Source organism: Maribacter sp. Hel_I_7, from assembly GCF_000688315.1.
Lineage (GTDB): Bacteria > Bacteroidota > Bacteroidia > Flavobacteriales > Flavobacteriaceae > Maribacter > Maribacter stanieri.
Genome location: NZ_JHZW01000003.1, coordinates 570,759 through 597,663, shown reverse-complemented (window position 1 = coordinate 597,663; position 26,905 = coordinate 570,759). Strand labels below are relative to the sequence as shown.

Genomic DNA, 26,905 nt, shown 5'->3' with positions numbered 1-26,905 from the left:
CCCCTTAGCTACCCTAAATAATTAACACATAAAACACTGAATATCAATTAAAAACATTGTATCACATTAATCTAACCACCTTACTACCCTAAAATCATTTGGTTGTTACCCTAGCTCCTACCCTAGTAATAACCCTTAAGAACCATCACTAACCCTAGCACTTACCCTACAGTTACCATCGCCTACCCGAGTGCCTACCCTAGATAACCACAGCTTACCATTTGTATATCAAAAAAAATATCAGCCGTTGCCTACCCTTACCAATTACAAACACATTAATCACTGATTAAAATTCCTTCTAAATCCCACAAAAGAGGTAATAAGAAATAAATTATTAAACTGATAATTACAATTGAAATTAGGTTCATCAAAAAACCTGAACGAATCATATCAGGTATTCGTAAATAACCAGATCCAAATACAATTGCATTAGGTGGTGTAGCAACTGGTAACATAAAAGCACAAGATGCAGCTGTAGTACAAGCTATTAAAAGTAAAAAAGGATTAACATTCAATGATAATGCTAATGGAGCCATTACCGGAAGCATCATTGCCGTAGTCGCTAGATTGGAAGTTATCTCGGTAAGAAAATTGACACATGTAATAATCAACAGTAAAAGAATTAATAGAGGTAAACCCTCAAAAAACATCATTTTAGAACCTAGAAAAGTTGCTAAACCTGTTTCTTCAAATCCTTTTGCGATTGCCATTCCCCCACCAAATAACAAAATTATTCCCCAAGGTATACGAACTGCCTCATTCCATACTAATAAAGCTCTATTTTTTGAAACTGCCGGTAAAATAAATAATAATACGGCAGACCCAATTGCTATAATAGTATCATCCATATTAGGTATGAAACGTTGTAGTAGAAAAGAACGGGTTATCCAACAGAATGCGGTAAGCACAAAAACTGCCAGCACCCTTTTTTCTTCCGACTTCATAGGTCCGAGTTCTTTAATTAACCTATTAATTTCTGCTTTTCCCCCTGGAAACGATTTTTCTTTTTGCGGGTAAGCAAATCTAGTTAGGTAATACCAAGACAACATTAATAACACAGTAGCAAGAGGCAACCCGAATTGCATCCATTGCCAAAAGCTAATGTCTATACCATATGTTTTTTGAACGAACCCAGCAAAAACCAAATTAGGTGGAGTACCAATTAAAGTAGCTATCCCCCCAATTGAAGCTGCATATGCAATTGAAAGCATTAATAACTTACTAAATGAATCTTTGCTCTTGTTTTCTTTAGATTGATTTTTGCGAAATTGTGTAATAATAGAAACTGCCATAGGCAATATCATTACCGTAGTAGCTGTATTCGATATCCACATAGACAAAAAAGCCGTTGCTACCATAAAACCCAAAACAATCGTATAAATATTGGTGCCAATAATTTTTATAATATGCAGGGCTATTCTTTTGTGCAATCCCCATTTTTCAATTGCTACGGCTAGCATAAAACCACCCATAAATAAGAAGACATATTTATGACCATAACTAGCAGTAGTCTCCCCTAATGAGATCGTACCTAATAATGGAAATAGTATTATTGGCAACAATGCTGTTACTGCAATCGGTAAAACTTCTAATACCCACCAAATACCAACCCAAACTGTAGCTGCTAGAATATCTCGACCTTGGTCAGATAACCCATCACCCTCAAAATATAAATGTATGAGTACAAAAAATAATGGACCAAGTATAAGTCCAATTCTTTTGGTTAGTGTCATTTAAGCTGAATTCAAATTAATACTATAAAAAAGGAGCAGCTACAAAAAATGCAAACTGCCCCCTAACCAATTCAAAATTGTTACTCTATATTCTCTTGCTCCATTGCGTATAGCAAATAAGGAATATTATAAGCATGTGTCCATCCAAAAACTCGCAGACCTTGATTTGTTTGCCAATTGGTGAATTTCTTTTTACTGTTTGGCAGATTAGAAATTTCTAACAAATCAGCACTATACTCTTTTATATTATCATATTCATCAGATGATTTTTTCAACTCACCTATCTTCAAATATTCAGCCCGTGCCAATGCCTCGTCTAAATACCCTTTTTCTCCACTAATTTCATATCCAAGAACCAATGGATAAATAGTTGCCAAATAAGATTCCATTTCATGATTCAATGGTGGTACATCTCTAACCCATCTAGCATGTTCTAACAACGCTTTTCTGACTTTTTCGTCACCTGTTATTTGCTGGTATTTATATAAACCTTGGGCAACATATGTTTGGCTATAGCCATATCTATCTAACAACAAATTACCCCCTTGTCTTTCTTGAAACTCAAGCATTAAACTTACACGCTCATCTAATTCTTTCTTATACTTATCGAGTTTGGTGGCATCATATAATTCTACCAAATTAAGTACGGACAAATACAACCTTCTACCTCTTAAATCGTGATCTCCCCAAATTCTATTTAAATAAGTATCACCGGTCATTTTTGCAACTTCAAGTGCTCTATGATCTGCAGAAATATAATACGAAGCAATCCAACCTTGGATCCAAACATGAGCACTTAATAACGCATACCAATGTTCATTTGCATGTCTTCTACCAATACCTAAATATGGGGTAGATTCTGGTTCTTTTTGAAAATTCCAAAAATCTATTGCATCATTAATTTCACCATAGTAGGTTCTTTTTTTAGGCCAATGAACATTATCTACATCCATTGTATGCCTACTCATTGATTGTGCAAGGTTGAAGTATTTAGGATCACCCGTTCTCATAAAGTTAGTCCAAAACATAAAATCTACAGTGGGTTCATTATTTGTCCATTGTACCCAGCGATCATTGAAAAAATAACTTTTGCCATCACCATAATTAAACATACCATACCATGGTTCATGCTTTTGGTTATAAGCCCACCAATCATATCTATATTGTAAAGCATTTTCAAACTCAGGATGTTTGGTAGACTTTGGCGCCATATTGCCGTAAACTTTTGAATTTGTATACCATTCTGGTGATGCATGTGCCACAGGACTATCTAAAACATAGTCCATTTTCTGACCCACCTCATCGGTATCTACATTATCATGAAAATAATAAATGAATTCAGTTGTCTTAGTAATACCTTGAGCAAAATTGGCTAACATACCACCGTCTGGTTCTGTGTTATGTCTGGCGAAATTCATTGGTCCGTTTTCTAGCGGCCAAATACTACCTGTTAAAGACTTTGTAATAGGATCAACTTGAACCCCTTTTGGATATTCTTTTAAGAAATTTTTGATACCAACACCTACGCCTCGTTTTGTATCGGCTATATTAATCCAACCTTTTGCTCTTTGACTTTTTGCGATATTTTCATCCCCGTCAGAAATAGTGGCCTCAAAATTATAATCTTTCTTTTCTTCTTCATTTCCTTCTTTTTTAAATCCGTTGACATATAAGCTTCTTAAGCTTGTACTTTTAACTCTCTCTGGACCTTGTTGTAATAATCTTACAACGTTGTTATCATTTGATTTTATTTCTTGAATACTCAGTTTAGCATCATCATCTTGCCAACTACCTTCCATCATAGGTATAGAAATATTCACGTCATCGCTTAAGTGATATTTTAATTGAATACCACTTGCCGCTATTTCATCATTAGGTTGTGTCCACCCAATATCTTCTACAGTATCTTCTGATAGAATATTTTCATCTTGCGTTGCAATATTGTAATGTTCGCCCTCAACAATTTTATGCTTGTCAGGTATACCGGTATAGGTTAATGTGTGTAGTACTTTTACATAGCTTTTACCTGCATATACATGCAACCACATTGTAAAAGGTGAGATGTTATTATCTTTTCTACTGTAGGTATAAGTACCTTCAATTCTAAATATATTATGCATTGGTCCTGAACCCTTTTCCCTAAATACTTCATGAATTACAGCTTTTGATTTATCAATACCTGCATCATCTAAAATATCTAAAAACGACCCCCTATTTTCACCTTGAGAAGAACCTATAAGTTCCGTTTCCTCAAATTCACCATTACCGTTAGAATCTAAAAAAACTTCATCTAGAAATCCATTACCCATTTTATGTATGGCAAAAGAAAGAGGACCTGTATTTACATCGATCCCCCCTTGTGGTCTCATATTATTTGTTGATACAATTTTTTCTTTAGACCTAATAGGTATAATAGAATCTCCGTATTCTAAAGTATACTCGGTTCCTTCCTCAGAAAAGAAGAACACCCAAGCCCATTTTATACTATCATCTAAAGGACCCCAAGTAGAAACCTCGGTAGTCTGACACGGTATTTCAACCCCCTCAGAAGTTAGTAAACGAATATGATCTACAGATTTAAGTTCTCCTTTTGGAAAAGGGATTCCTAAAGTAACAGGTGCTCCTACTTTATTATTCTCAACTGTGATATTGATTTGTTTACCAATAGCAACTTCTTTATCAGAACAAGAATTCAGAAGTAATATCCCGAGTAATGTTATTATAGTTAATCTCATTTAATTAGTTATTTTATTACAGACAAAGGGCCGCAGCTCCAAGAATTGGAGAATCGACTAAATCTGAAGTTTGAATTTTTAAATTTTCAATCTGTTTTTGATATGCAAAAGATGCTAATCCGGTTTTTAGTGATTCTTCAAAAAATTGAAATGAATTACTAATAGAACCCCCAAGTATTATAGCCTCTGGTGCATACATATAAAGAATAATCTTAATAGCTTCTGCTAAGTGGGTGCCATATTCCTTAAATACCTTTAAAGCATATTCTTTTCCTTCTAATGCTTCATTATAAAGTGATAATGCCGAAGAGTTATATTCTCTTTCAAAAAAAAAGCTTCCAGTATAATGCTCAAGAATGCCATCTAAATATGGTACCATCCCAATTTCACCGGCACCACAAAGAACTCCATTATATAATTTTTCATCTATTATGATACCCATTCCCATGCCTGTACCTAATGAAAGTGCTACACAGTTTTTAAATTCCCGTAGTTTTCCAAATTGCTTTTCCCCAATTGCAAAACAATTAGCATCATTATTAATGTAAACAGGCACATTAAATTTCTCTTCCACTAAATTCTTTAAAGCTACATTAGTCCACGATGGAATATTTTGAACATCGAATATTGTTCCTAATTCTATATCAACCACAGCAGGAACACCTATACCGATTGCCTGTACTGAATCTGTCATTAAATCCTTCAACCCTTTATAAAGATTATCTAGCGTAACTTGCTCAAGATCATCTCGATTTACTGGAATTTTACACTTCTGTATAACAACACCATTGACCACTTTTCCAATTTTAATATTGGTGCCCCCAATGTCAACCCCTAAGATTTCTTTTTTTGTCATGCTCATTTATCTTTCTTTAGACTTATGGTTTTGTTATTGACCAATGGCTTGGCCCAAAAACCTATTGATAAAATAAATGCAAGCGGAATAATTAAAAAGAACATACCAGACTTAAGAGTCATCATTTCTCCTAATCCACCAACTATAAATGGAATTACCGCACCACCTGCAATACCTGTACATAAAATACCAGATAGAGAACCGTGGTGTTCCTTCACAGAATTAAGTGCAAGGGAGAAAATAACCGAATACATGACGGAAATAAAGAAGCCTATTAGTGGAAACCCTATTAAAGCCATTTCTTTAGAACCAGTTAATGAGAAAATTAAAGCTAGAATGGTAATACTAGTTGCCGCTATTAGAATTTTACGACTATCAAAGAATTTTAAAAGTAATAAGCCAAGTAAACAACCCACAGTTAGCATTGCCCAAAAATAGGATACCGTGTCTGCTCCAATAGTTTGTGGATTAAGATCATGATACTGATATAAGAATTGTGAAATCCAATTACCAACTCCCTGCTCAGCACCTACGTAACAGAATATTCCCAAAAAATATAAAATGGTCCATTTATTTTTTAGCAAATCCAAATAAGAACTTTTATTCCCAGCTTTTTCATCTTCATTTTTATCGAATTTTGGATATTTATTTAAGAAAACATAAATAAATAGAACAAATGCGATTAAGGCAAAAACGATATATAACGAAGCCCATGGTAAATTAGCAGGCACCCATCCACGTAAAGTTTCAGCTAGTGCGTCGTTACTATTACCTTCAGTATTGACTAAATACTTATAGAGGTATGGACTAAGAAAAGATGCTGCCCCAAAAACCAGTTGTGCAAGTACAGAATTAAAAGCGAAATGCTCTTCACCACCTGCAACTCTTAACATTGGATTAATAATTACTTGTAGTACTGCCATACAACAACCAAGGGTAAAAAGGGTTATGCTAAACACTCCATAACTAGGAAATATAGCAAAACCCAAAGAGGCAAGCCCCATCACCAAAAATGATATCGACAATAATGATTTTTCACTATACTTTTCTGAAAGAAATCCTGCTGGTATAGACATTATACCATATGCAATAAAAAAAGTAAAAGGTAAAAAACCTGTAGATGTAAGACTTAAATCAAAACTATCTTTTACATCTACTATTATTGAATTTAGAATATTGGTAATGAATGATATTACAAAGAATACAAGCATTACTAACCCTATTATGTGATAATATCTTTTGGTGGTAGGCTTACTTTTCTCCATGGAAGGTTGGTTGGTTATTTTAATTATTTAGTAGTTAGTTACTTCCTAACATTGGAAACATTTCTTTTATCTCCGCATCGGTTGGCTGCTTACCATATTCGCAAATTTCAAAAAACTCAACTTGCTTAACCTTTGAAACATCTACATTTGGATACCACTTCTTTACAGTTTCTAAAGTAGCCGCATCTGGTTTTCTATTCATCCACTTATCTTTTAACCAAGCCAAGCGTTCTTTTTCACCAGTAGGTATTGTAGATAAATCTGTTCCGTTAGTCCAAGGAAGCCATTCGAACATTTGAGAATCATGCGCAGCCAAACCTTTAACCTTCGTATCTATTACATCATCAATAATAACTGCAATATCTTTTTGAAAAGGATAAGGTTTCTTGAAATGATCACTCATATAAAGAAATACAGGGTTTTTTTGTAATGGAGGTGTATCTGGAGCTACATTAGGTACAATATTCATATATGCAGCATCTTGAACCACAGATCCAGCATTTCTGTGATCTGGATGGTAATCATTTGGTCTTAGTCCTAAAACGATATCTGCATCCCAGTTTCTAATTCTTCTAATAACTTCTAACCTTACATTTAAGGTTGGGAATAATTCACCATCATGATTATCTAAAACCTCATATTCAGCTATACCTAAAGCTTTCGCTGCATCTTTTGCTTCTTGTCTACGCTTCTTTGCTAATGGTCCACCTCCCATACTTTGATGACCAGCATCTCCATTAGTAAGTGCTAAAAACTTGACATTATGTCCCATTTTTGCAAATAAAGCAGCCGTGCCACCAAACTTAGAATCACAATCATCTGGGTGTGCTCCAATCGCCAGAATGTTCAATACTTTTTTCTCTTGTGCCTGGGCTGTCATAAAGACAAGACCTAAACAAATCATGGATACAATTTTTCTCATTACATTTTTTATTTAAAATTTGACATTATTGGTCTGGTCCATCTTCTTAGAAAATGAAAAAGGATATTAATTAAGTTAAACTCATTATTTAATTATGATGTCCACAGCGAACAAGTAGGCCTTTCATGGTATTGGGCAGCATCAAACAACTCAAATAATTAAACTAACAATTTTTAATTCTGCTCGAAATTTGGGTTAATATCTATTTCTCGTTGAGGGATAAAGAAAAACTCACGAGTTCCTGATATAAAAGGTTCGGCTTCTAGTATTTTACCTTGAGCATTAAATCTCTTTAAGTCTGGCCATCTATGGTTCTCAAAAGCTAGTTCCAGCCTTCTTTCATTCAATAGTTTTTCACTGAAAGAACCTGGTGTAGTACCGTCAATAGCTTCAAGACCTGCTCTTGCCCTGACTTCATTAATTAAATCATAGCTTTCGCTCGACTCTCCCAATGCTTCTGCTAACATTAACAGTACATCTGCATATCTAAAAACCACAAAATTAATATCAGAATCATTTTCGATAGCCGGGTCTGACCAATATTTTTTTACATATCTAGATTCAATAGTCTCACCCTCCAAATTAACATATGTGTCTCCCATGGAAGGATCATATCTTAAGTCGCCATCTTCATAAGCTTCCATCAAAGAAATAGTTGGTCTATTTCTAGCAAAACCAGAACCTGTTTGTAAATCAGTACTTGGAGAAAAATCATTTGTAAAAAGACTTCCTTGACCAATACCGCCGCTAATGAATTGTACTTCGAAAATAGACTCTTCATTATTCTCATTAGCTACACCCCATAATTCCGCATAATCATCAACCAATTCATAGCCATAATCTGAAACTATACGTCGCAATACGGTTACGGCTGCAGCATTATCACCCGTTGTAAGCAATACTTTTGCCAAAAGAGTAGCTGCCGCACCTTTGGTAGCCCTACCAATATCATTACCGGAATACGATACTGACAAACCTGCTTCCGCTTCTGTCAAGTCTAAAATCAATTGATTCAAAACTGTTGCCTGATCTACTTGTGTAAGTTCGTCACCAGATACAAAAGGGGTTAATTGTAGTGGAATATTACCATAGGCAATTGCTAAATGATAATACATAAGAGACCTAATAAATAAAGCCTCGCCAGTAATCATACTTTTAAGACTGGCATCCATTTCAACATCCACAATTCTAGAGAGTATGACGTTGCAATTAGATATCACTTTGTAAGATTCACTCCATACAGAAGACACTTGCTCATTCAAAGCATCTTCAGTAAATGAATTTATTTCTGTGTATTGACGGGCCAAACCTGTTGCATCTGGTCCTTGATCAGTGTTATCACTTCTCATCTCAAACATTGTCCAATAACCTCTACCATAAACACCTGTGCTTTGTAAGCCAGAGTAACTTGCATTGATAGCCACCTCAAAGTCAGCAGAGGTTTTATAAAAGTCTGCCTCGTTACGATTAGAAATTGGCGCGAGATCTGTGAAATCATCACTACATGCAGTAAAACAAGCAGTGAAAAATATTATATATAGAATTCGTTTCATTTTTTTCGTTTTTAGGTTAGAACTTTAAGTTTACTCCCATGGTAAAAGACTTTGTCAAAGGAAAAGCACCATAATCCTCTCCTGGTGTTAAACTATTGGTAGAAATATTACTAACCTCAGGATTGTATCCTAAATAATCAGTTATAGTAAAAAGGTTAGTTCCTGTGATATAAAACCTTAGTTTCTTAACTGCTCCACCAAATAGATTATCTGTTGGTAAAGTATAACCTAAGGATACATTTCTTAATCTTACATAAGATCCATCTTCAACTTGAAAAGAAGAAGGTCTACTATTATTACCATGATTTCCAGATTCTCTATCAGCTCTAGGTACATATCCATTTCCTGGATCTTCTGCAGATCTCCATCTTTCATTAAAAATGGCGTAAGAATTAAAATTAGCTTCACCATTTTTTAAATGCCTTGATGTTAAGTTTAATACTTCATTGCCCTCAACCCCTTGTATTAAAAAACTAAAGTCAATATTCTTATAACTAAAAGTATTATTTATTCCCCAAGTAAAATCTGGGAAATAACTACCCGTAACCGTTCTATCATCTGGTGTAATTTGACCATCTCCATCGATGTCTTTAAACTTTATATCACCAGGACCGGCATTTGGTGCTTGTGTATCAACTGGTGCACTATCAATCTCTTCTTGGGTTTGATAAATGCCATCGGTTACATAACCATAATAACTACCTATTGGATCACCAACTCTAGTAACATGTCTTACTCCTGCACTACCAGAAGAATATATGGGTTCGTTACCTTCATTTAGAGCCATTACTTCATTTTTATTAGTCGAGAAATTAATATCAGTATCCCAAGAAAAATCGCCTACAAAGTTTTTAGTACGTAATGCCAATTCAAAACCTTGATTTTGTACCTCACCAAGATTTCTTAATGTAGTTTCAAAACCAGATACAGAAGAAATTGCAACATTTAGTAATAAATCTCGAGTTGTAGAACTGTAATAATCAGCTAAAAAGAAAACTCTATTATCAAATAAGCCCACTTCTAAACCAACATCTACCTGTTCAGATTTCTCCCAGGTTAAGTTTGGGTTAGGTATGGTGGCTTGTACAAGACCGTTAATCTCGTTTCCTCCTAGATTATAGTTCTGTGGGGATAGTAAACCAACTGCACCATAATTTGGTATTTCAAAGTTTCCTGTTTGTCCCCAACTTGCTCTAAGCTTTAGTTCTGAAATTAATTCCGAATTAGCTAAGAATTCCTCTTGACTTAATCTCCACCCAACTGAAAAGGAAGGGAAATAACCAGTCTGGTTATTTTTACCAAATCTTGAAGATTTGTCTGCTCTAAATGTTCCTGTAAATAAGTATCTGTCTTTATAACTATAGTTTACTCTTAATAGAGATGATAATAAGGACCATTGTTCTTTTAAAGAAGTACCACCAAAAACTTGTCCTCCACTAATTGTTGGTACCAAATCATCCGGATAATTATTTGCAAGAACTTGTTTGATTGTTAAATTATCTTTTTGTGCAGTATATCCAATTACTGCATCTAGATAATGTTCTCCAAATTCTTTTTTCCAGCTTAACGTATTTTCCCAAAGCCAATTTGTCTCAGTAGAAGATGAAGCTTGACCATAAGGATTACCATCTGCCGAATCTCTATACAATAATGTATTCGCTCTGTAGAAGTCTTGATTATATAAATTGATATAAACTCCACCTAAAGACTTAAAAGTTAATTCAGGTAAAATATCATAAGTTAGACTAAGCGTTCCCCTATTTTGAAATTGAAACAATCGGTCATCTATTGCTTTGATTATTGCCAGAGGATTACTAGCTGTAGTAGTACCTCCACCCAAGTAAGATTGATTGTTTAGTTGGTTAATCGTACCATCAGCATTATAAGGACTAACTGTTGGCGAATGCACTATTGCCGAATATACAATCCCCGGAGGAGTTGCAAAATAAGGAGCTGAAGCAGGAACTCTCTGATTTTCAGTAACTGTCGGCGCCAATCTAAAATCTAAATTCAATTTTTCAGATAATTGAGAATTTAAATTTAACAGAACGGAATAACGCTCAAATTTTGACTTTTCAATAACACCTGTTTGAGAAAAATATCCCGTAGAAGCATAAAAACTGGTCTTATTTTTAACCGGAGAGGCATATGAAAAATTATAGCTTTGTACTACTCCTGTTTTAAAAATCACATCTTGCCAATCCGTATCTGTACCATCCCAATTAATAAAAGATTCCGGTAATTCATAATTTACATTACCACGATCTCCTGGTGCAATTGGATCACTTATTGAAGCTCCTGGAACAGAAGCCAGATAATTATTATTTCTAGAATCAGTAGTAAAATCTATTAATTCGCTAGCATTCATTAAATCTATTCTGTTCGCAACTGTCTGCATACTTGCATAAGAATCGAAAGAAAAAATACCTTCATCAGTATTTGAACCTTTTTTAGTAGTTATTAATAAAACACCATTTCCACCTCTTGAACCATAAATGGCAGCTGCACTTGCATCTTTCAATACTTGGATAGACTCAATATCATTTGGGTTTAATGTTGCCAATGGATTAATAGTTGGTGGTTGAAAATTACCACCCTGATTGGCAAGTCCACCTATCTGACTTGATGACGTTAAATTTCTGGTTATTGGAATTCCATCAACTACAAATAATGGATCGTTACCTGCAGATATAGAACCTGAACCTCTTACCCTAATATTAGGTGCTGCTCCCGGTTCACCAGAAACTTCTTGTACTTGAACCCCTGCTACCTGACCAATCAATGCTCCTTCCGCAGTTAATGCAGGTACTTTTACTATGGTTTGCGTATCAATAGACACCACTGAACCAGTAACTTTTGTTTTCGCCAATGTTCCATATCCTACAACGATAACTTCTTCTAAAGCAGCAGCATCTGGATCTAAGCTTATAGTAATTGTTGATTTACCTTCTACATTTACTTCTTTCGATTTATACCCTAAATAAGATACTTCAACAATTGAGACACCCACTGGTAATGTGATTTCAAAATTCCCATCAAAATCAGTAGTCGAACCAACTGTGGTTCCTTTTGCTATAACAGTTGCTCCCGGTAATGGGATACCTGTTTCATCTAAAACCTTACCACTAAGACTTGTTTGAAAACTTGAAATTTCAACGCTCTTTTCGGGTATTTTACCACTATAAACAGTCTTCCCTTTTCGTTTTACTACAATTTGATTGGAAATTATTTCATAGTCTAAATCTGTTCCCTTAAAAACTTCATCAAGTAATTCTTCAATAGGAAGAGCTTTTTTTGAAACGGTTACTTTACGACTCAAATCAACTTCGGTAGCTTCATAAAAAAATTTATGTCCTGTTGAATTGGTTATAAATTCAAAAACATCTCCTAAATTTTTATTTTTGAAATTTGCCGCCACGGTATCTTCTTGCTTACTATTATTTGCAATGGCATAGCTAAAAGATAATGACATACATAGGAGAAAGATAAATTTTCTCCGAGCCTTAGCGGCCACAGTATAAATGGTTTTCTTTTTTTTCATAATTCATTCGGTCTAGTTAGTTTAGTTTAGTTTCTTTTTACTTAGAATTGATTCAAACCATAGGCTATTCTGTTTTTTTAATAGTTATTATTTTTCCTTTTTTTATGTACTGAAAATTTGTGTGAGTTTGAATCGTCTTTAAAATAGATTCAATATTTTCTTTATCGAATGCACCAGTAAATTGACGTTCTTCTAGCGTATTATTTTCATTAATTATCTGAACATCAAACTGTCGCTCCAATTTTTTTATAATTTGAGTCATATTCGCATTTTGAAAAGAAATAACTCCCTCTACCCATGATACATATGGGGTGATATCGACATCTTCAACAATAAATGAATTATTAGAATTAGTGATTTTCTGAGAAGGTTTAAGCATCGTTAAATTCTTCTCTTTAAATCTGAGCTTATCACCTACTCCAACGGAACCTTCTACTAAAACTACTTCGATATTATCATCGTCTTCATATGATGATATATTAAATACAGTTCCATAAACTTGGGTAAATGTTTCATCTGTTTGAACAACAAATGGCTTTAAAGGATCTTTGGCTATTTCAAAAAGCGCTTCACCTTTAAGAGTAACCTTTCTTGTATTTAAATCAGCAAAACTTGAAGGATAGGATAGTTCTGAACCTGAATTTAACTTTATAACTGAACCATCATCAAGTGTTACCGATAAAGTTTTTCCGTAAGGAACTTTTAAAATATTGTTACTTGAATTAACGGTGTTTTTAACTGAACCATTTTGTTTCAATATTCCATTTTTTAATTGAATACTAGCTAATCCATTCCCTACATTAATAATGGTATCATTGTTTTGATTAAGGTTTATAGTTTCTCCATTATTTAATTGAAGAGTAATTTCATTATAATTTAAATTCGATTGAATTGATTCAGTAGACTTATTATTAAGTATATAATAGGTACTTGAAGCAATAAGTACAATAATAGCAGCAGCATATTTTAAAATATTTTTGCTTGCATTTAAAGGAATGACTTCAGATTCTTCCTTCTCTTTAATACTTTTTAGAAACTCTTGAAATGCTTCTTCTGAATCCCAGGATTCTTTTTTATACCTAACTAAATAATCGGCTTGAACCAATTTTTTGAAAGTATCTTGATTACCGTCTTTTTTTACCCATTCAAATAAAATGGCTATCTCTTCCTCAGTAGCTTCTTCTCTAAGGTATCTGGTAATAATAATTTTTATATCTAGGTTAGTCATTTAAAAAAATTAAGTGTCTTTTTACTAGAGACGCACGTTTTTTTAAATACCCTTACTTAAAACAAAAATTTTTAACATTATTATTAGGAGAAGTACACAGGTACATCTATTTACTTGAAGAAAATCAATTTTAATTACAGAAAAATAGTCAATTGAGTACGTAATCTTTTTAATGCCTTAGACATATGTACTTCAACTGTCTTTATTGATATATGAAGTTTTTCAGAAATTTCCTGATACTTTAGTCCCTCCTTTTTACCTAGAATAAAAACTCTTTTGCATTGATCAGGTAAGTTTTCTATTTCGTCTTCAATTAATTTAAGTTTTTGTTCGTATTGGCTGTTATCTATATCCACTAAATTTGAATAGGCTTCTACTTTAAGGTGCTCTAATAATTTATACTTTTTCTTCTCTTTTCGTTTGGCATCTATGAAGAGGTTATAAGCCATTCTGAAAAAGTAAGGTTTTAATGCATTATCTTGAATTGATAATGACTCTCTTTTGTACCAAAGTTTTACAAAAGCTTGTTGTGCAATTTCCTCAGTTAATTCAGAATCACCAGAAATTGCTAATAAATAATTGCAAAGATCCTTATAATAATTATTAAAAAAGTAAGCATAAGCAACTTCAGACCCTTTTATTAATCCTTCTAAAAGAAACTTCTCATTCATGTAGTTGTTATTGTCCATACTGGTAATTTTCATAAATCAAATTCTGGGAACAGATTGATTTAAATTATACAATAAACAAACAAGCCTATGATCAGCAGTAAAGGCTAAGATATTCACCTATATGAAGTAGAAACATTTAAATACAATACCGAAGAATTCTATTTAAATATTTGTACCATAAAAGCGCATCCAAACCAGTAACTATTATGCAAGTAAAATTACACAACAGTTAAAACTAATTGAAATACAATACTAAAATGTAAAAAGAAACTGTGATGAATTTAATTAAAATTTTCTTAATTATTAATATAAATATATAATAACAACTATATTTTCATTAAATCCTTATTTATAATAGTGTAACTCTAAGCATAACACAATTTACTTTACTCTTAATTATAGAAATCACTATGCGTGTTATATTAAATATGATGTATGTATTAAAAATTGCCAGTTATCTGAGATAAAAGATTGCTAGAATGACTCCATATGGATAACAATTTTGATTTTGAACCAATAAAAAACTTATACATCTAAAAGAAAATTTATAAATTCAACACAATATGTATTCTCAGAATAAACAATTATTATTAATGGTTTTCTTACCTCCTACTTTTTGTTATTTTTGAGTAAATAATTTGTTTAATCAGCGTATACGCTACCGAATACGATTTTATACAAAAAGTCTTGAAATAGTAGTAAAATAAGGGATTTTGGACAATTCATAACCCGGAGGTCGGGGGATCGTGCCCCCTCTCGCTACTAAGATTAAAATCTTTAAAAACAGCGGTTTAGTTTTCTCTAAACCGTTTTTTTATGCCTAATTTTAAGGAGTTAATTACCTTCGAATACGAAAATGAATACGAAAGTGCATACGATTTGTCTCTAAAACCAAACTTTTCCTCACCTAAAATATACTCAGCCAAAGGCGATTTAACGAAACGTTGGTATATTTATTTTTCTTTTCGGCATCCTGATAATGGAAAATTGATGCGCCAGACTCCTTTTTATGGAAACGCAAATAAATATAAGACCAAAGAAGATAGAATGTCGGTATTGGTCATTTATAGAAAAGTATTATTACGGTTATTAAAAAAGGGTTACAATCCGTATTCAGATAACTTAGAATTACACAAAAGTTTACATCGCAAAAACAGTGTTGCAGTTCCTGCTGATCTAACCAATAAGAATTTAGAGAAATCCACACCACTACCGGAGAAAACATCAATGACCGTTAAAGAAGCTTTTGAATTCGGAATTAAGCTAAAAGAAAAAGTAATAAGCCAAACTACCAAAAGAGATTATGAAAGTAAATTAAGAAACCTTCAAGAATGGCTTTCGGCAAATCAACCAGAAATAAAATATATTAACGAGCTTAATAAGAAAGTTGTCACCTCTTTTCTAAATTACGTCCTGAATAAAAACAGTGCTCGTACTAGAAACAATTACAAAAGTGATCTAAGCAGCATTATTCAAGTATTGGTAGACAATGAAATTATTCACAATAATTTTTTAAAGAAAATACCTAAATTAAAATCTACACCAGAACGGAATAAGACATATGCTCAACATACCCAAGAAGAGATTTTTGAGTATTTAAAAATCAATGATCCAATTTTATTACTCTATATTAAATTTATCTCCTATAATTTTTTACGCCCTATAGAAGTCTGCCGATTAAAAGTAAAGGATATTGATATCGAGAACAAAAGAGTACAATTTAAAGCAAAGAACAGCCCTTTAAAAACCAAAATAATACCAGAGCTATTGTGGATGGATTTGCCGGACCTTACGAAACTGGATAAAGAAGCTATACTATTTACACCGGACAAAATTGGAAGCGAATGGAACACCGAAATTCGAAATAGGAGAGACTATTTCAGCAAACGTTTTAGAAAAGTCGTTAAGGAGCATTTTAAATTAGGAAGAGATTATGGGCTATATAGTTTTAGACACACCTACATTACAAAGGTTTATAGAGCTTTAATGAAGGACTCCTCCCCTTTTGAGGCTAAAAGTAAGTTGATGTTGATCACAGGCCATTCTTCCATGACGGCCTTAGAAAAATATTTAAGAGATATAGATGCCGAACTTCCCGAAGATTACTCAACAATGTTAAAGAATGTACATGGATAATATGTCTTTGGAACAATTGTACAAGAACCTGATCTCAAAGCTGTGGGAAGAATTATTATTTTTCATCCCCGATGATGAAGTTTCAAATGAATTCTTAGAAAACCATAATGAAATAGAATTCGAAAAACTTCGTAATAAAATATTAGTGATAGATTATTACAAGGGACCTACACGCTACGAAACAGGTAGGGACAATAGCATGATAATACTTAAAGACAGCACATTAAAAAAAAGTACACGTCAATTATTAAATGCAAAAGCAAATTCCAATACACAGGAATTTAATTACATTCTAGAATTATATTACGAGCAGGCTGAGTGCTTATATTTTATTACAAATTGGCTGAATAAAAATATAACCCAAGTACTTCCTCAAGAGGACACTATTCTAGGTTTGTTTAAACTCCAATATAATTTTCACAAGTCACATTTTGAAACTATTCTAAAACAGTTTTATCCCGATATGCAATCTTTGCCTAAAGGTAATTTTAATATCGGAAAATCGTTAGCGTCATCTTTCCCTCATGTATCCAAGCTTTTTTATATTAGGGATACACAAAATGTAATACCTGGAGTTTCAAATTTACAAGAAGAGCTGCATGAAAACCTTCCCACTTCTACAAATAAGAAAACACAGCGCAGCAAAAATAAAAAACTACCTCTTATTTCTGATTCTGAGGCAGAAACGATTCTATTAAAACGTATTTTCAATATTGATTTAAAAGTATAACAGAAAATTATGCGTAAATTAAACGTTTAATTTACGCATAATTATGATAAAAGCTGAAATCTGCAAATATTGTGGTGGTGACTATCTTCCAAAAAGAAGAGGAGCGCAAAAGTTCTGTAGCAACTCTTGCCGCAGTTTAAACTGGAAAAACAACCAACACATTAAAGAATTGAAGGTGCCTGCTGTAAACTCTATAGATGAGAAACCTGTTTTAGCACAAAAGCCAAGCTTACATGAAAAAATGTCTCTTGCAGGAATTGGAAATGCTGCCGCAGGAGCTGCTTTTGTAGATATGGCAAAAGATTTTGTAACCCCTTATGCTCACAAACCTGCTACTAAAAAAGATATTGATGACTTAAAAGTTTTTTTAAAATCACGTTATCATATAGTTAAAAATATGAATAGGGATATTCATGGGAGACCTGCATACTACGATATGATAACCGGAAATATAATTCATATGTAAGATTCTGTTAACAGATAACACCTCGCAATTCCATGACATCTTAGAAAAAGTAAATCGACAAACCAAATTGCTAATTTTTCAGATTACAATTCATTGTTGAAAGATTTACTGAACAATATAAACCAGTAAAATATTGTTGAAGGTTTATACGGCAATCAATATTCAGGTCAAAGCATTGGGAAATTTGTACTTAATGCCGCTATAAAAGGAGGTATTAAGATTCCTGTAACTTCACTTATGTAAAGACATAGTTTTGCTACCCATCTATTAGAGGCAGGTGTTGATTTAAGACAAATTCAGGTTTTATTAGATCATAGTTCGAGCAGGACAACTGAAATTTATAAACATGTTGCCACTACAACTTTCAAAAAAATAAAAAATCCTCTTGACTCCTAGAATTTATAAAAGATGTATATAACATATGTTATATATATCCTATATTGGAGGTATATATAACATTAATGTTATATATACTATTGTTAGGGTGCATTTTGAAGAAACACCTGAACAAAAAATGAAATTTCGTAAATTTGTAAGATGAACACGTCAACAATATATTCAATCGGACACGGGAATAAGGAAATACAATCCTTTATCTTGGAATTACAGTCTTTTGGAATTGGCTACTTGCTTGATATTAGGTCAAAACCTTACTCTAAATGGAATCCTCAATTCAATCAAGCTCAACTTGAAATTGAGCTTAATAAAAACAATATAAAATATGTTTTCGTTGGAGAAACTTTAGGAGGACTTCCAAGTGACAGAAGTTGTTATGACTATAATGGAAAAGTAGTTTACGATTTAATCAAAGAAAAAGACTTTTTTAAGCAAGGCTTAAATAGGCTAACTACTGCAAACGAAAAAAAGGTAAACCTTGCAATAATGTGTAGTGAGTCAAAACCAGAGGAATGTCATAGAAGTAAACTTATTGGTCAAGAATTGTTAAAGCAAAATATATCAATCAAACATATTGTTTCTTCAAAGAGAGTAAAATCTCAACAAACAGTAATGAATGAATTAACCAAAGGAAAAGGAACTGTCGATTTGTTTGGCAATGAACTTGACTTTACATCAAGAAAAGAATACCAATAATGGAATTTTATACAATCGGAGTTTACAACTCGACAGAACAACAATATTTTGATAAGTTAACAAAAAATAATATTGACACTTTTTGCGATATTAGGCAAAGGAGAGGTGTTCGTGGTGCAAAATATTCGTTTGTTAATAGTCAAAGACTTCAATCCAAATTACAAGATTTAGGTATTCAATACGGTCATATTTTAGACCTTGCACCAACATCTGAAATTCGTGATTTGCAAAAAGAAGCTGATGCACAACAAGGAGAACTAAAAAGAGACAGAAACGAATTAGGTAAAGTTTTTAAAATAGCTTACAAAAACAGAATATTAAGTAACTACGATTTCGACTATTTTATAGAAAAACTCGAAGAAATTAATGCCAATCGAGTTGTTTTATTTTGCGTAGAAGAAAAGCCACAAGCTTGCCATCGTTCGCTTGTAACAGACAAGTTAGAGAGTTTAGGATATAACATTACTCATTTATGAAAGAGGTTGTTATTATACTTTCGAAAACCCATATGAATAATGGACAATGTTGCATTGGCGGACTGACTTTAGGTGGTCGCTATGTTCGGTTATTAACTGAAAACGAAGAAAACCAACCAGAAGATACAGATTTGAATCCCAAACAAGCTTGGGAAATTGAATTTAGTGAAAGACCAAATAATGTGGCACCACATATTGAGGATATTCTTGTTTCTAATAGAGTTAGTAAAGGACGTTTAAAAGATTCAATTACCGTAAAAGACTTCATCCGAAAACGCGAAATTCCAATTTGGGAAGGACATCCTGATAATTTGTTCGACAATTTAATTCAATGGACACAAGGTGGTAGTGGTTATATCGACAGAAATGGTGGAATTCCAAATCACAGCGTAGGATTTTGGATAAGTGATAGAGATTTAAGGCGTAGAGACTATAATGGAGTTCGTTATCAATACCCTCAATCTGAAGGTTGGAGAAGTCTTAAATTTAAAGGTTTTCAAGAACCAGTTGACCTAATTCCAGCAGGAACTTTGATTAGAGTTTCACTTGCAAGATGGATTGCTTTTAATGAAAATGAAAATCAGAAATGTTGGCTTCAACTTTCTGGTTGGTACGATTTAGGAAAGAACTCTGATGAAACGGATGACTTACCATTTTAGCGAAAAAAACGCACCCTAACAACGTATATAGCTCATAGCTAAGTAGTTGCTTAATTCAAAGTTAAGGCATATTTGCGAGTCCGCCAAATTTTTTAATTTGGCTTATTGAGAAAAAAAGATAATAAGAAAAATTAAAAAATTCGGCTCGTGCTTAACCGAATAGACAATTCTAATTTTCACGCTACGAGCCATATACAAGACCGTTAGCTGCAAGTTCGAAAAACATTTAGAATTGGGAAGACACAAAATGATAAAAGGGATTTGCCATTTATGCGGTCAGAATACTGATTTATCATTTGAGCATGTTCCACCAAGAACCACATTTAACAAGAATACCAAATATACTTCTGTTGATTTTGAAGACTATATAAAGATTAAAAACCCTTTAAAAGAAAAACCGAAAGGTAAAATCAAACAGGGTGGTATTGGATATAACTCGTTTTGCAAAGAATGTAATAGTTTTCTTGGAGCGAACTACGTACCAGCATATAAGAGATGGGTACAAGGTGGATTTGAAATTTTGAAGAATACAGAATTCTGTCCTCATAAATACTTGATTAAAGAAGTAGAACCCCTTAAAATATTGAAGCATATTATTTCAATGTTTCTCGCAATTAATGGCGATTGGTATCTTGAAACCTATCCGGAATTGTCGGATTTTGTAGCAAACCCAGAATCTCAAAAATTATCCGATAAATTTAGAGTTTTCACATATTTAACAAAAGCGGAGAAATTAAGATACATAAGCCATGTAGCTAAAGTAGATACAGCTTTAGGGACACATATCAAATGTTCAGAAATAGCTTTTCCTCCATACGGTGCTGTTTTGACGATAGATTTTTCTGGTCAAATAAATTTTCTAAATGATATTACAAGGTTTCGAGATTTTAATCTAAGTAAAAAAACTAACCTAACTGTAAACATGTTTCAACTACCAACTAATACAGGACTATCTCCTTTAGATTACCGAAAAAAGAGTCAATTGGAATTAGATATTGAAAAAAATATTGCTCTGTCCGATGAACTTGAAAGAAAGTTCAATAGTAAAAATGGGAGTAAAGAAACCAGCAGCTAACAATACCTAAACGTAATGCGGACTTTAGGGCAAACTCGAATGGTCTGTGTATATTTATGAAGTCGCTAAATCTTATGGATTTAGCTTTGGACAGTAAAAAATAAAACTAAACAATAAGCTTTAGCTACGTCGGCAGACGGAAACGAAAAGTTTCCTTGCCTCCGCACTACGCTTAGCCGCACCGTTGTACACAAGGCAAGAAATGAATAAAGAAACTCATATAAAACAACATTTCGTACCTGAATGTTACCTGATAAATTTTTCGCCTAATGGAAAATATGTCCACATATACGACAAAAAAGCGCATAAGTCTTTTACCAACTCATTAGACAGTATTGCTTATTCCCCTTATTTGTATGAAATACCGAAAAAATATTTATCTGAAAAATTGAACATTCCTTATGGTAGCAAATATTTTGAAAAAGCTTTTTTTGCTGAGCACATAGAGAGTTTATACGCCAAAATTTTAAATAAAATAATAGTACAAGCCGACTCTTGGAAAAACACTCAAGAAAACGAAGAAATATTAACTCAAAATGAAAAAGAGGTATTTGCGCAATTGATAGGAATACAGCATCTTAGAATGCCTAATGTTAAAAATGACACATCGGAAACATATGAAAAAGCTCTATTAGAATGCATTGACATTATCAAATCAGGTATTACCAATATGAATCCCGAATTAGATAATGACGAAAGCTCAATTGAGTATGATAAAGATTATGACACAATACTACATTCCAAACTATATGCTAATCAGGAGTTTGTTTCAGACTTTGCCTCCCAAATTCTAGATAAGCATTGGGTATTTTACAAAAGTAATAGCTTAGAGTTCTACACTTCAGATAATCCAATAATTATAAAACCCCACATTAAAAATAAACCGAATTATTATGATGGTTTTGGAATGGAGGGAACTGAAATTATTTTCCCTATTAGCAAGTCAATAATAATGACAATGTGGGATACTAATCATTTTCCTGAAAAGCAGAAAGAAGAGAACACGTTTGAATTACTTAACGAAAAAGAAATTAGAGCTTATAATTGTCATCAATACATTTGGGCAAATCAACAAGTGTATTCGTATTCTAATAATTTCACTTTAATTGAATTATTAAAATCCGATAATGACGGGAAAGAAATATTAATGAAACGTCCGAAAACCTTAGTGAATGGAAAATAAGCCCTGTGTACAACACAACCTATAAACAATACGGGCTTCGGGCTTAATCAAAAGGTTTGTGTATTTTTATGATGTCCGCAAAATCTTTTGGATTTTGCTTTTTAGCGGACAAAGAAAAAAACAAAACAAAAAGATTTTGCTATGTGCGTGGCGGAAAGTAAACGCTAATTTGCTCCCGTACTGTTCATAGCTCAAACGTTAGGTTTCATACAAAAAAATCATTGCGTAATCAAGAACTTAACGCAACAAATCTAAATTAATAGATTCAAAATTATGGAAGACATATACATTAACGGAAATAATAAAGTTTCAATTGAATACGATAATGAAATTGTCTCTAATGTATATATTGACGGGAAAAAACATGAGTTTGAGAATACTAATGATAAAGGTAAATTGGAATTTGCTCTCAAAACAAAACGTAATAAATACAAGAAATTTCTAAACTTTCAATTTGAAAATCTCCTTATACTAACAGGAGCTGGTTCATCTGTAGGTATAGGTAAAGGCGAAAAAAAAGGTAGATTACTTACTGATTTATGGGATGATACTGTGGAATTAGTGAGTGAAGAAGTTTTACATAAATTATGTGAATTAGTACATTATACAGATAAGAAAGATGATAATTATGTAAAAAACTTGGAGAAACTACTTTCTTTTGCAAATTCAGCAAAAGAATATGTAAAAGACCCTGAAGGAAAAATTGATATAACCGAACTAATTAAACAGATAGAATCCTTAATAAAATCTAAATGTGAATTAGATTTACCAAATAATTCTCCCCACAAGGAATTACTAGAGAAAATTACTAAACGAAAAGTAACTTTGCCAAGAGCTAAAGTTTTCACTTTAAATTATGATACCCTTTTTGAGCAAGCTGGAATACAAGGGAATTTTACTATGATTGATGGATTTTCATTCTCTTTTCCAAGAATATTTAGTGGTAGAAATTTTAATTATGACATTGTCCAAAGGGATAATAGCAGAGTAAAAGAAGAAGACAACTTTGTAAGTAAAGTATTTCATTTATATAAACCACACGGTTCCGTAGATTGGGAAAGATTAGAAAACGGAAGTATTAAACAATCAGAAAAGGTTAACAAAGCTTTAATGATTTATCCGAAAGAAAGTAAATATGAGAGTTCTTATGAACAACCTTTTTTTGAGATGATGTCTAGGCTTCAACAAAATTTACGAAAGGATAATGTTTTACTAATTTGTATTGGTTTTAGTTTCAATGATAAACATATAGTAACAGCTATTCAAGAAGCTCTTGAACAAAACCCTAGTTTTCAATTAATGGTTGTTAATAAAGGAATAAGTCAAGCTGGTAATTTCAACAAAGAACTTTATAGAATTGCTCAAGAAAATTCAAGTATTGTACTTATTGATGAATTGTTTTCTAATTTCTCTAACTATTACCCTGACTTAAAGACATATAATCAAGACAATAATGATAAAATAGTAGTCAATTTAAATAATAGTGGAGATGATTAGAAATCCATTTGACCATAATTATTTCTTAGGATATATTAATAATGTAACTCCTCAATATATTAATGTTCATTTTCCTTCAAGTGTATTATTAAAATCATTTATTCATAAAGGAGAGCAATTAAATGGAGGCTTAGTAGGAAACTTTGTTGTCATTGAAGGTCACCAGTATGGTTTTTTAGGTAAAATATTAGAATTATCTCTTCCAGAAAAAGAAAGATTAGGTCTAAGCGAAAGGTCATTTAATAATAATGATTTCCATCCAACTGGAAAGATTGAAATATTACTATCTTTTGATTTATTTGAACCTAGCAAAATCGAAAAAGGATTAAATTCTCTACCTACAATTGGAGCAAAAGTGTTTGTATGCCCTACAGAGTTTATAAAACAGTATTTTAAAGGATTTGGTTTAAAAGAAGAACAGAAAAATAACGCACCTTTAATTAATGTAGGATGTCTGACATATGACAAATCTGCTAAAATTGAATTATCACAACAAGCTATATTTAGTCGTCATTGTGCAGTTGTTGGAACTACTGGAGGTGGTAAAAGCTATACAGTTAGTAAACTCATTGAAGGTTTAGTTTTTAATAAAAATAAAGCTGTATTAATAGATGCTACTGGAGAATATCATAAACATGACGAAAAAGAATATTCAGAAAAAGCCTCAATTTTATCATCTAAATCATTTCTTCATTATTCAAATCTTACAATAGGTGATTTATTTGTTTTACTAAGACCTTCTGGTCAAGTTCAAGCTCCAAAACTTATGGAAGCTATAAAATCACTTAAAGTACTAAAGGTTCTTGAAGAAAATATTGATGATGATTTTATTCAAAAGATAGATAATGAGACTTATTCCATAAAAATTGCTAATAATCGTAGAGAGAATATAATACTAAAGCGCTCTTGTATTTTTAAAGAGAAACAGTTAATGCTTCCATTCAATAAAGTCTACAATAAATTTATCTCCGAAATAGAAAGTATTTCTTCTGATTTTAATATTAATTTACTGGCAAATCAAATAGTTAATGAATGTGTAAGAGATGTTGATTGGGATAATTCTAATAAATGGGGTGCAAAATTTGATATACATCTAAATAATTGTATCAGTTTAATATTGAGAATTAATAACCTTACTCATAATCCTCAATTTATTTCAATTTTTGGTTTTGATAAATTGAAATCTGATGATAATGAATTAATAATACAATTAAATAATTTTATTCAAAGTGATAAAAAACTTTTACGAATTGGATTTGAAGATGTCGGTTATGACTTTCAAGCTAGAGAAATACTAGCAAACGCAATCGGTAAATATCTTTTAGAAATTTCAAGAAAAGGTGTTTTCAAAAAATCACCAATCGTTTTATTTGTAGATGAGGCTCATCAATATCTTAATAAAGAAGTAAAAGATGAATATTTTGAACTTACTAAACTGAACGCATTTGATTCAATAGCTAAAGAGTGTCGAAAATTTGGCTTGTTTTTATGTTTAGCTACACAAATGCCAAGAGATATACCTACAGGAACATTAAGTCAAGTCGGTACTTTTATCGTTCACCGATTAATAAATCATTTTGACAAAGAATCTATTGCTAATGCAAGTTCTTCCGCTAACAAAAGTTCCTTAGATTTTTTACCTGTTCTAGGTGCTGGAGAAGCTATATTAATGGGAGTTGATTTCCCTATGCCTTTAATGATGAAATTTGACAAACCAATAATAACGCCTGATTCTTCAACTCCAGAATTCTAATCAATATGAATATAAAAGTACGAAAACCTAATCGAGTGGATGGCTCCGCCATCAAATGACGGAGTGCACCCCTCACACCACCGTACGTACGGGTCTCGTATACGGCGGTTCGTTATATCAGAACTTTACAACGTGGTAGTACGTTAGTATACTTTCATAACCTCTTTTTCTTAAGCGCTTTTCAGTAACAGTAGTTCTAAGTATAGGGCTTTGAGCTACTGCCCAGCCTCCCATTCTTGTTCTACTCCAAGCATACGCTTGGTCCTGTTTTATGCCTAACCCAATGAGGTTCTTGCGTTTGCGCTCTGGTTTCTTCCAATCGTGCCATATGCAGTAGCGTAGTCGGTTACGTAACCATTCATCCAGCTTTTTAAGTTTGGTCTCTATATTTCCTAATCGGAAATTGTTCAACCACCCTCTATAGATGAGTTTTAAGCGTTGTAGCCTTTCTGCTAATGACAATGGTAGCGTTTTCTTGGTAAGGTACCTGAGCTTGCGTTTGAGTGTTCGCCAAGCCGATTCACTTACTATTAACTGATAATGCCCCTTTACGCCTTTCTTATAGACTGGCGTAAACCTATAACCCAAAACCTTGAAAGTAGAAGGTCTGCGTATACCGCTCTTTGCTCGGTTGACAGGTAAATCCAGTTTCTCCTTTAAAAACAGATAAACCTCATTCCCTATCGCTCGTGCCGCTGCTTTTGATTTTGTGTAAATACTGAAATCATCGGCATAGCGAATAAACCTGAACCCTCGTACTTTTAGATGTTTGTCCAATTGGTCTAACATAATGTTGGACAATAACGGACTTAATGGGCTGCCTTGTGGTAATCCTTTTCTGCGCTTACACAGTTGCCCATTCTTTAAAATAGGCGCTCGTAACCATTTGCGGATCAACCATAAGGTGGTCGGACATTTAACCTTGTTATAAATAAGCTGAAGTAGTTTATAGTGCTGTGGTACGTTCAAGGGACATCCTTTACAAAGTTAAAGTCACATAGTTTACACTTTTAAGGTTATAATTTGAGATGAAAATCAAATTATTATGCCCTGGAAAGAAACAACAGCTATGGAATCGTAAAATTAAATTTATCGTCCTTTACATTAATGACTGAGATTGGTCTTGGGTAACCTCCTGTATGTAAAAATCTACCAACTTTTGTAAATCCCCAAGGTTTTATTTCTAACCAAGATGCAGCTTCTTTGCCATCATGATCTATGGTAATACCCCAACTACCTTCTATTGGGCTTACCTCACGTTGTGATTTTATTACCACTGGAATTAATGCTATGGATATCATCAATATTCCTTTAAAATAATTCATAACTAATTA

The 26,905-nt window shown here is 32.8% G+C and carries 21 protein-coding genes and 1 pseudogene; 11 read left to right on the top strand and 11 right to left on the bottom strand.

Annotated features, from left to right (window positions below; translation table 11 throughout):
- Positions 1-275 precede the first annotated feature (275 nt).
- From P178_RS0114140 to P178_RS0114100, 9 genes are all read right to left on the bottom strand, one after another.
- On the bottom strand, positions 276-1,733 hold the full coding sequence (locus tag P178_RS0114140) for an SLC13 family permease (RefSeq protein ID WP_027066819.1): 1,458 nt from the start codon (positions 1,731-1,733) through the stop codon (positions 276-278).
- A gap of 80 nt (positions 1,734-1,813) precedes the next feature.
- Positions 1,814-4,468: a hypothetical protein gene (locus tag P178_RS0114135; RefSeq protein WP_027066818.1), complete on the bottom strand. Its 2,655-nt coding sequence runs from the start codon at positions 4,466-4,468 to the stop codon at positions 1,814-1,816.
- A gap of 16 nt (positions 4,469-4,484) precedes the next feature.
- Positions 4,485-5,330 (bottom strand): ROK family protein, encoded by an 846-nt coding sequence (locus P178_RS0114130; RefSeq protein WP_027066817.1) that lies wholly within the window; start codon positions 5,328-5,330, stop codon positions 4,485-4,487.
- The gene (locus P178_RS0114125) at positions 5,327-6,589 is read right to left on the bottom strand and encodes an MFS transporter (protein ID WP_027066816.1); all 1,263 of its coding nucleotides are present in this window, start codon (positions 6,587-6,589) and stop codon (positions 5,327-5,329) included. Before P178_RS0114125 ends, P178_RS0114130 begins: the two co-directional genes overlap by 4 nt.
- 34 nt (positions 6,590-6,623) lie before the next feature.
- Positions 6,624-7,511, bottom strand: coding sequence for a PIG-L deacetylase family protein (locus tag P178_RS0114120; RefSeq protein ID WP_027066815.1), 888 nt, complete (start codon positions 7,509-7,511; stop codon positions 6,624-6,626).
- 173 nt (positions 7,512-7,684) lie between these two features.
- The gene (locus tag P178_RS0114115; protein WP_027066814.1) at positions 7,685-9,064 is read right to left on the bottom strand and encodes a RagB/SusD family nutrient uptake outer membrane protein; all 1,380 of its coding nucleotides are present in this window, start codon (positions 9,062-9,064) and stop codon (positions 7,685-7,687) included.
- A 16-nt stretch (positions 9,065-9,080) separates the two neighbouring features.
- On the bottom strand, positions 9,081-12,605 hold the full coding sequence (locus tag P178_RS0114110) for a TonB-dependent receptor (RefSeq protein WP_051638318.1): 3,525 nt from the start codon (positions 12,603-12,605) through the stop codon (positions 9,081-9,083).
- 64 nt (positions 12,606-12,669) lie between these two features.
- A complete protein-coding gene (locus P178_RS22130) occupies positions 12,670-13,833 on the bottom strand; it encodes a FecR family protein (RefSeq protein WP_051638317.1) in 1,164 nt (387 codons plus the stop codon).
- Positions 13,834-13,967: 134 nt separating this feature from the next.
- The gene (locus P178_RS0114100) at positions 13,968-14,537 is read right to left on the bottom strand and encodes an RNA polymerase sigma factor (protein WP_027066812.1); all 570 of its coding nucleotides are present in this window, start codon (positions 14,535-14,537) and stop codon (positions 13,968-13,970) included.
- A gap of 783 nt (positions 14,538-15,320) precedes the next feature.
- Here P178_RS0114100 and P178_RS0114095 point away from each other — a divergent pair.
- From P178_RS0114095 to P178_RS0114045, 11 genes are all read left to right on the top strand, one after another.
- On the top strand, positions 15,321-16,640 hold the full coding sequence (locus P178_RS0114095) for a tyrosine-type recombinase/integrase (RefSeq protein ID WP_027066811.1): 1,320 nt from the start codon (positions 15,321-15,323) through the stop codon (positions 16,638-16,640).
- On the top strand, positions 16,633-17,370 hold the full coding sequence (locus tag P178_RS0114090) for a hypothetical protein (protein WP_027066810.1): 738 nt from the start codon (positions 16,633-16,635) through the stop codon (positions 17,368-17,370). The genes P178_RS0114095 and P178_RS0114090 overlap by 8 nt, the downstream gene beginning before the upstream one ends.
- A gap of 43 nt (positions 17,371-17,413) precedes the next feature.
- Entirely contained in the window at positions 17,414-17,836 is a 423-nt protein-coding gene (locus P178_RS0114085; RefSeq protein ID WP_027066809.1) for a hypothetical protein, read from the top strand.
- A 294-nt stretch (positions 17,837-18,130) separates the two neighbouring features.
- Positions 18,131-18,232, top strand: coding sequence for a hypothetical protein (locus P178_RS23585; RefSeq protein WP_410477213.1), 102 nt, complete (start codon positions 18,131-18,133; stop codon positions 18,230-18,232).
- Between the two features lie 141 nt (positions 18,233-18,373).
- Positions 18,374-18,928: a DUF488 family protein gene (locus P178_RS0114075; RefSeq protein WP_036146895.1), complete on the top strand. Its 555-nt coding sequence runs from the start codon at positions 18,374-18,376 to the stop codon at positions 18,926-18,928.
- Positions 18,928-19,404 carry a DUF488 family protein gene (locus P178_RS0114070; protein ID WP_036146893.1) on the top strand — a complete coding sequence of 159 codons (477 nt, stop codon included), beginning with the start codon at positions 18,928-18,930 and terminating at the stop codon, positions 19,402-19,404. Before P178_RS0114075 ends, P178_RS0114070 begins: the two co-directional genes overlap by 1 nt.
- A complete protein-coding gene (locus P178_RS0114065) occupies positions 19,401-20,063 on the top strand; it encodes a dual OB domain-containing protein (RefSeq protein WP_027066806.1) in 663 nt (220 codons plus the stop codon). The genes P178_RS0114070 and P178_RS0114065 overlap by 4 nt, the downstream gene beginning before the upstream one ends.
- Positions 20,064-20,295: 232 nt before the next feature.
- Entirely contained in the window at positions 20,296-21,138 is an 843-nt protein-coding gene (locus P178_RS0114060) for a hypothetical protein (protein ID WP_155941650.1), read from the top strand.
- A gap of 202 nt (positions 21,139-21,340) precedes the next feature.
- Positions 21,341-22,321 (top strand): DUF4238 domain-containing protein, encoded by a 981-nt coding sequence (locus P178_RS0114055; RefSeq protein ID WP_027066804.1) that lies wholly within the window; start codon positions 21,341-21,343, stop codon positions 22,319-22,321.
- Between the two features lie 273 nt (positions 22,322-22,594).
- On the top strand, positions 22,595-23,818 hold the full coding sequence (locus P178_RS0114050) for an SIR2 family protein (RefSeq protein ID WP_027066803.1): 1,224 nt from the start codon (positions 22,595-22,597) through the stop codon (positions 23,816-23,818).
- Positions 23,811-25,571: an ATP-binding protein gene (locus P178_RS0114045; protein ID WP_027066802.1), complete on the top strand. Its 1,761-nt coding sequence runs from the start codon at positions 23,811-23,813 to the stop codon at positions 25,569-25,571. The genes P178_RS0114050 and P178_RS0114045 overlap by 8 nt, the downstream gene beginning before the upstream one ends.
- Positions 25,572-25,688: 117 nt before the next feature.
- Here P178_RS0114045 and P178_RS22125 read toward each other — a convergent pair.
- A pseudogene (locus P178_RS22125) lies at positions 25,689-26,525 on the bottom strand (reverse transcriptase domain-containing protein); the annotation flags it as partial.
- A 113-nt stretch (positions 26,526-26,638) separates the two neighbouring features.
- Complete coding sequence (locus tag P178_RS0114035; RefSeq protein ID WP_155941649.1) at positions 26,639-26,896, bottom strand: hypothetical protein; 258 nt, start codon at positions 26,894-26,896, stop codon at positions 26,639-26,641.
- Between the last annotated feature and the right edge of the window lie 9 nt (positions 26,897-26,905).

Coding starts and splice junctions, on each gene's coding strand:
- P178_RS0114115 (WP_027066814.1), bottom strand. CDS start 9,064: ATGAAACGAATTCTATATATAATATTTTTCACTGCTTGTTTTACTGCA.
- P178_RS0114110 (WP_051638318.1), bottom strand. CDS start 12,605: ATGAAAAAAAAGAAAACCATTTATACTGTGGCCGCTAAGGCTCGGAGA.
- P178_RS0114050 (WP_027066803.1), top strand. CDS start 22,595: ATGGAAGACATATACATTAACGGAAATAATAAAGTTTCAATTGAATAC.
- P178_RS0114125 (WP_027066816.1), bottom strand. CDS start 6,589: ATGGAGAAAAGTAAGCCTACCACCAAAAGATATTATCACATAATAGGG.
- P178_RS0114095 (WP_027066811.1), top strand. CDS start 15,321: ATGCCTAATTTTAAGGAGTTAATTACCTTCGAATACGAAAATGAATAC.
- P178_RS0114120 (WP_027066815.1), bottom strand. CDS start 7,511: ATGAGAAAAATTGTATCCATGATTTGTTTAGGTCTTGTCTTTATGACA.
- P178_RS0114035 (WP_155941649.1), bottom strand. CDS start 26,896: ATGAATTATTTTAAAGGAATATTGATGATATCCATAGCATTAATTCCA.
- P178_RS22130 (WP_051638317.1), bottom strand. CDS start 13,833: ATGACTAACCTAGATATAAAAATTATTATTACCAGATACCTTAGAGAA.
- P178_RS0114135 (WP_027066818.1), bottom strand. CDS start 4,468: ATGAGATTAACTATAATAACATTACTCGGGATATTACTTCTGAATTCT.
- P178_RS0114090 (WP_027066810.1), top strand. CDS start 16,633: ATGGATAATATGTCTTTGGAACAATTGTACAAGAACCTGATCTCAAAG.
- P178_RS0114085 (WP_027066809.1), top strand. CDS start 17,414: ATGATAAAAGCTGAAATCTGCAAATATTGTGGTGGTGACTATCTTCCA.
- P178_RS0114055 (WP_027066804.1), top strand. CDS start 21,341: ATGAATAAAGAAACTCATATAAAACAACATTTCGTACCTGAATGTTAC.
- P178_RS0114100 (WP_027066812.1), bottom strand. CDS start 14,537: ATGAAAATTACCAGTATGGACAATAACAACTACATGAATGAGAAGTTT.
- P178_RS0114070 (WP_036146893.1), top strand. CDS start 18,928: ATGGAATTTTATACAATCGGAGTTTACAACTCGACAGAACAACAATAT.
- P178_RS0114075 (WP_036146895.1), top strand. CDS start 18,374: ATGAACACGTCAACAATATATTCAATCGGACACGGGAATAAGGAAATA.
- P178_RS0114130 (WP_027066817.1), bottom strand. CDS start 5,330: ATGAGCATGACAAAAAAAGAAATCTTAGGGGTTGACATTGGGGGCACC.
- P178_RS0114065 (WP_027066806.1), top strand. CDS start 19,401: ATGAAAGAGGTTGTTATTATACTTTCGAAAACCCATATGAATAATGGA.
- P178_RS0114045 (WP_027066802.1), top strand. CDS start 23,811: ATGATTAGAAATCCATTTGACCATAATTATTTCTTAGGATATATTAAT.
- P178_RS0114140 (WP_027066819.1), bottom strand. CDS start 1,733: ATGACACTAACCAAAAGAATTGGACTTATACTTGGTCCATTATTTTTT.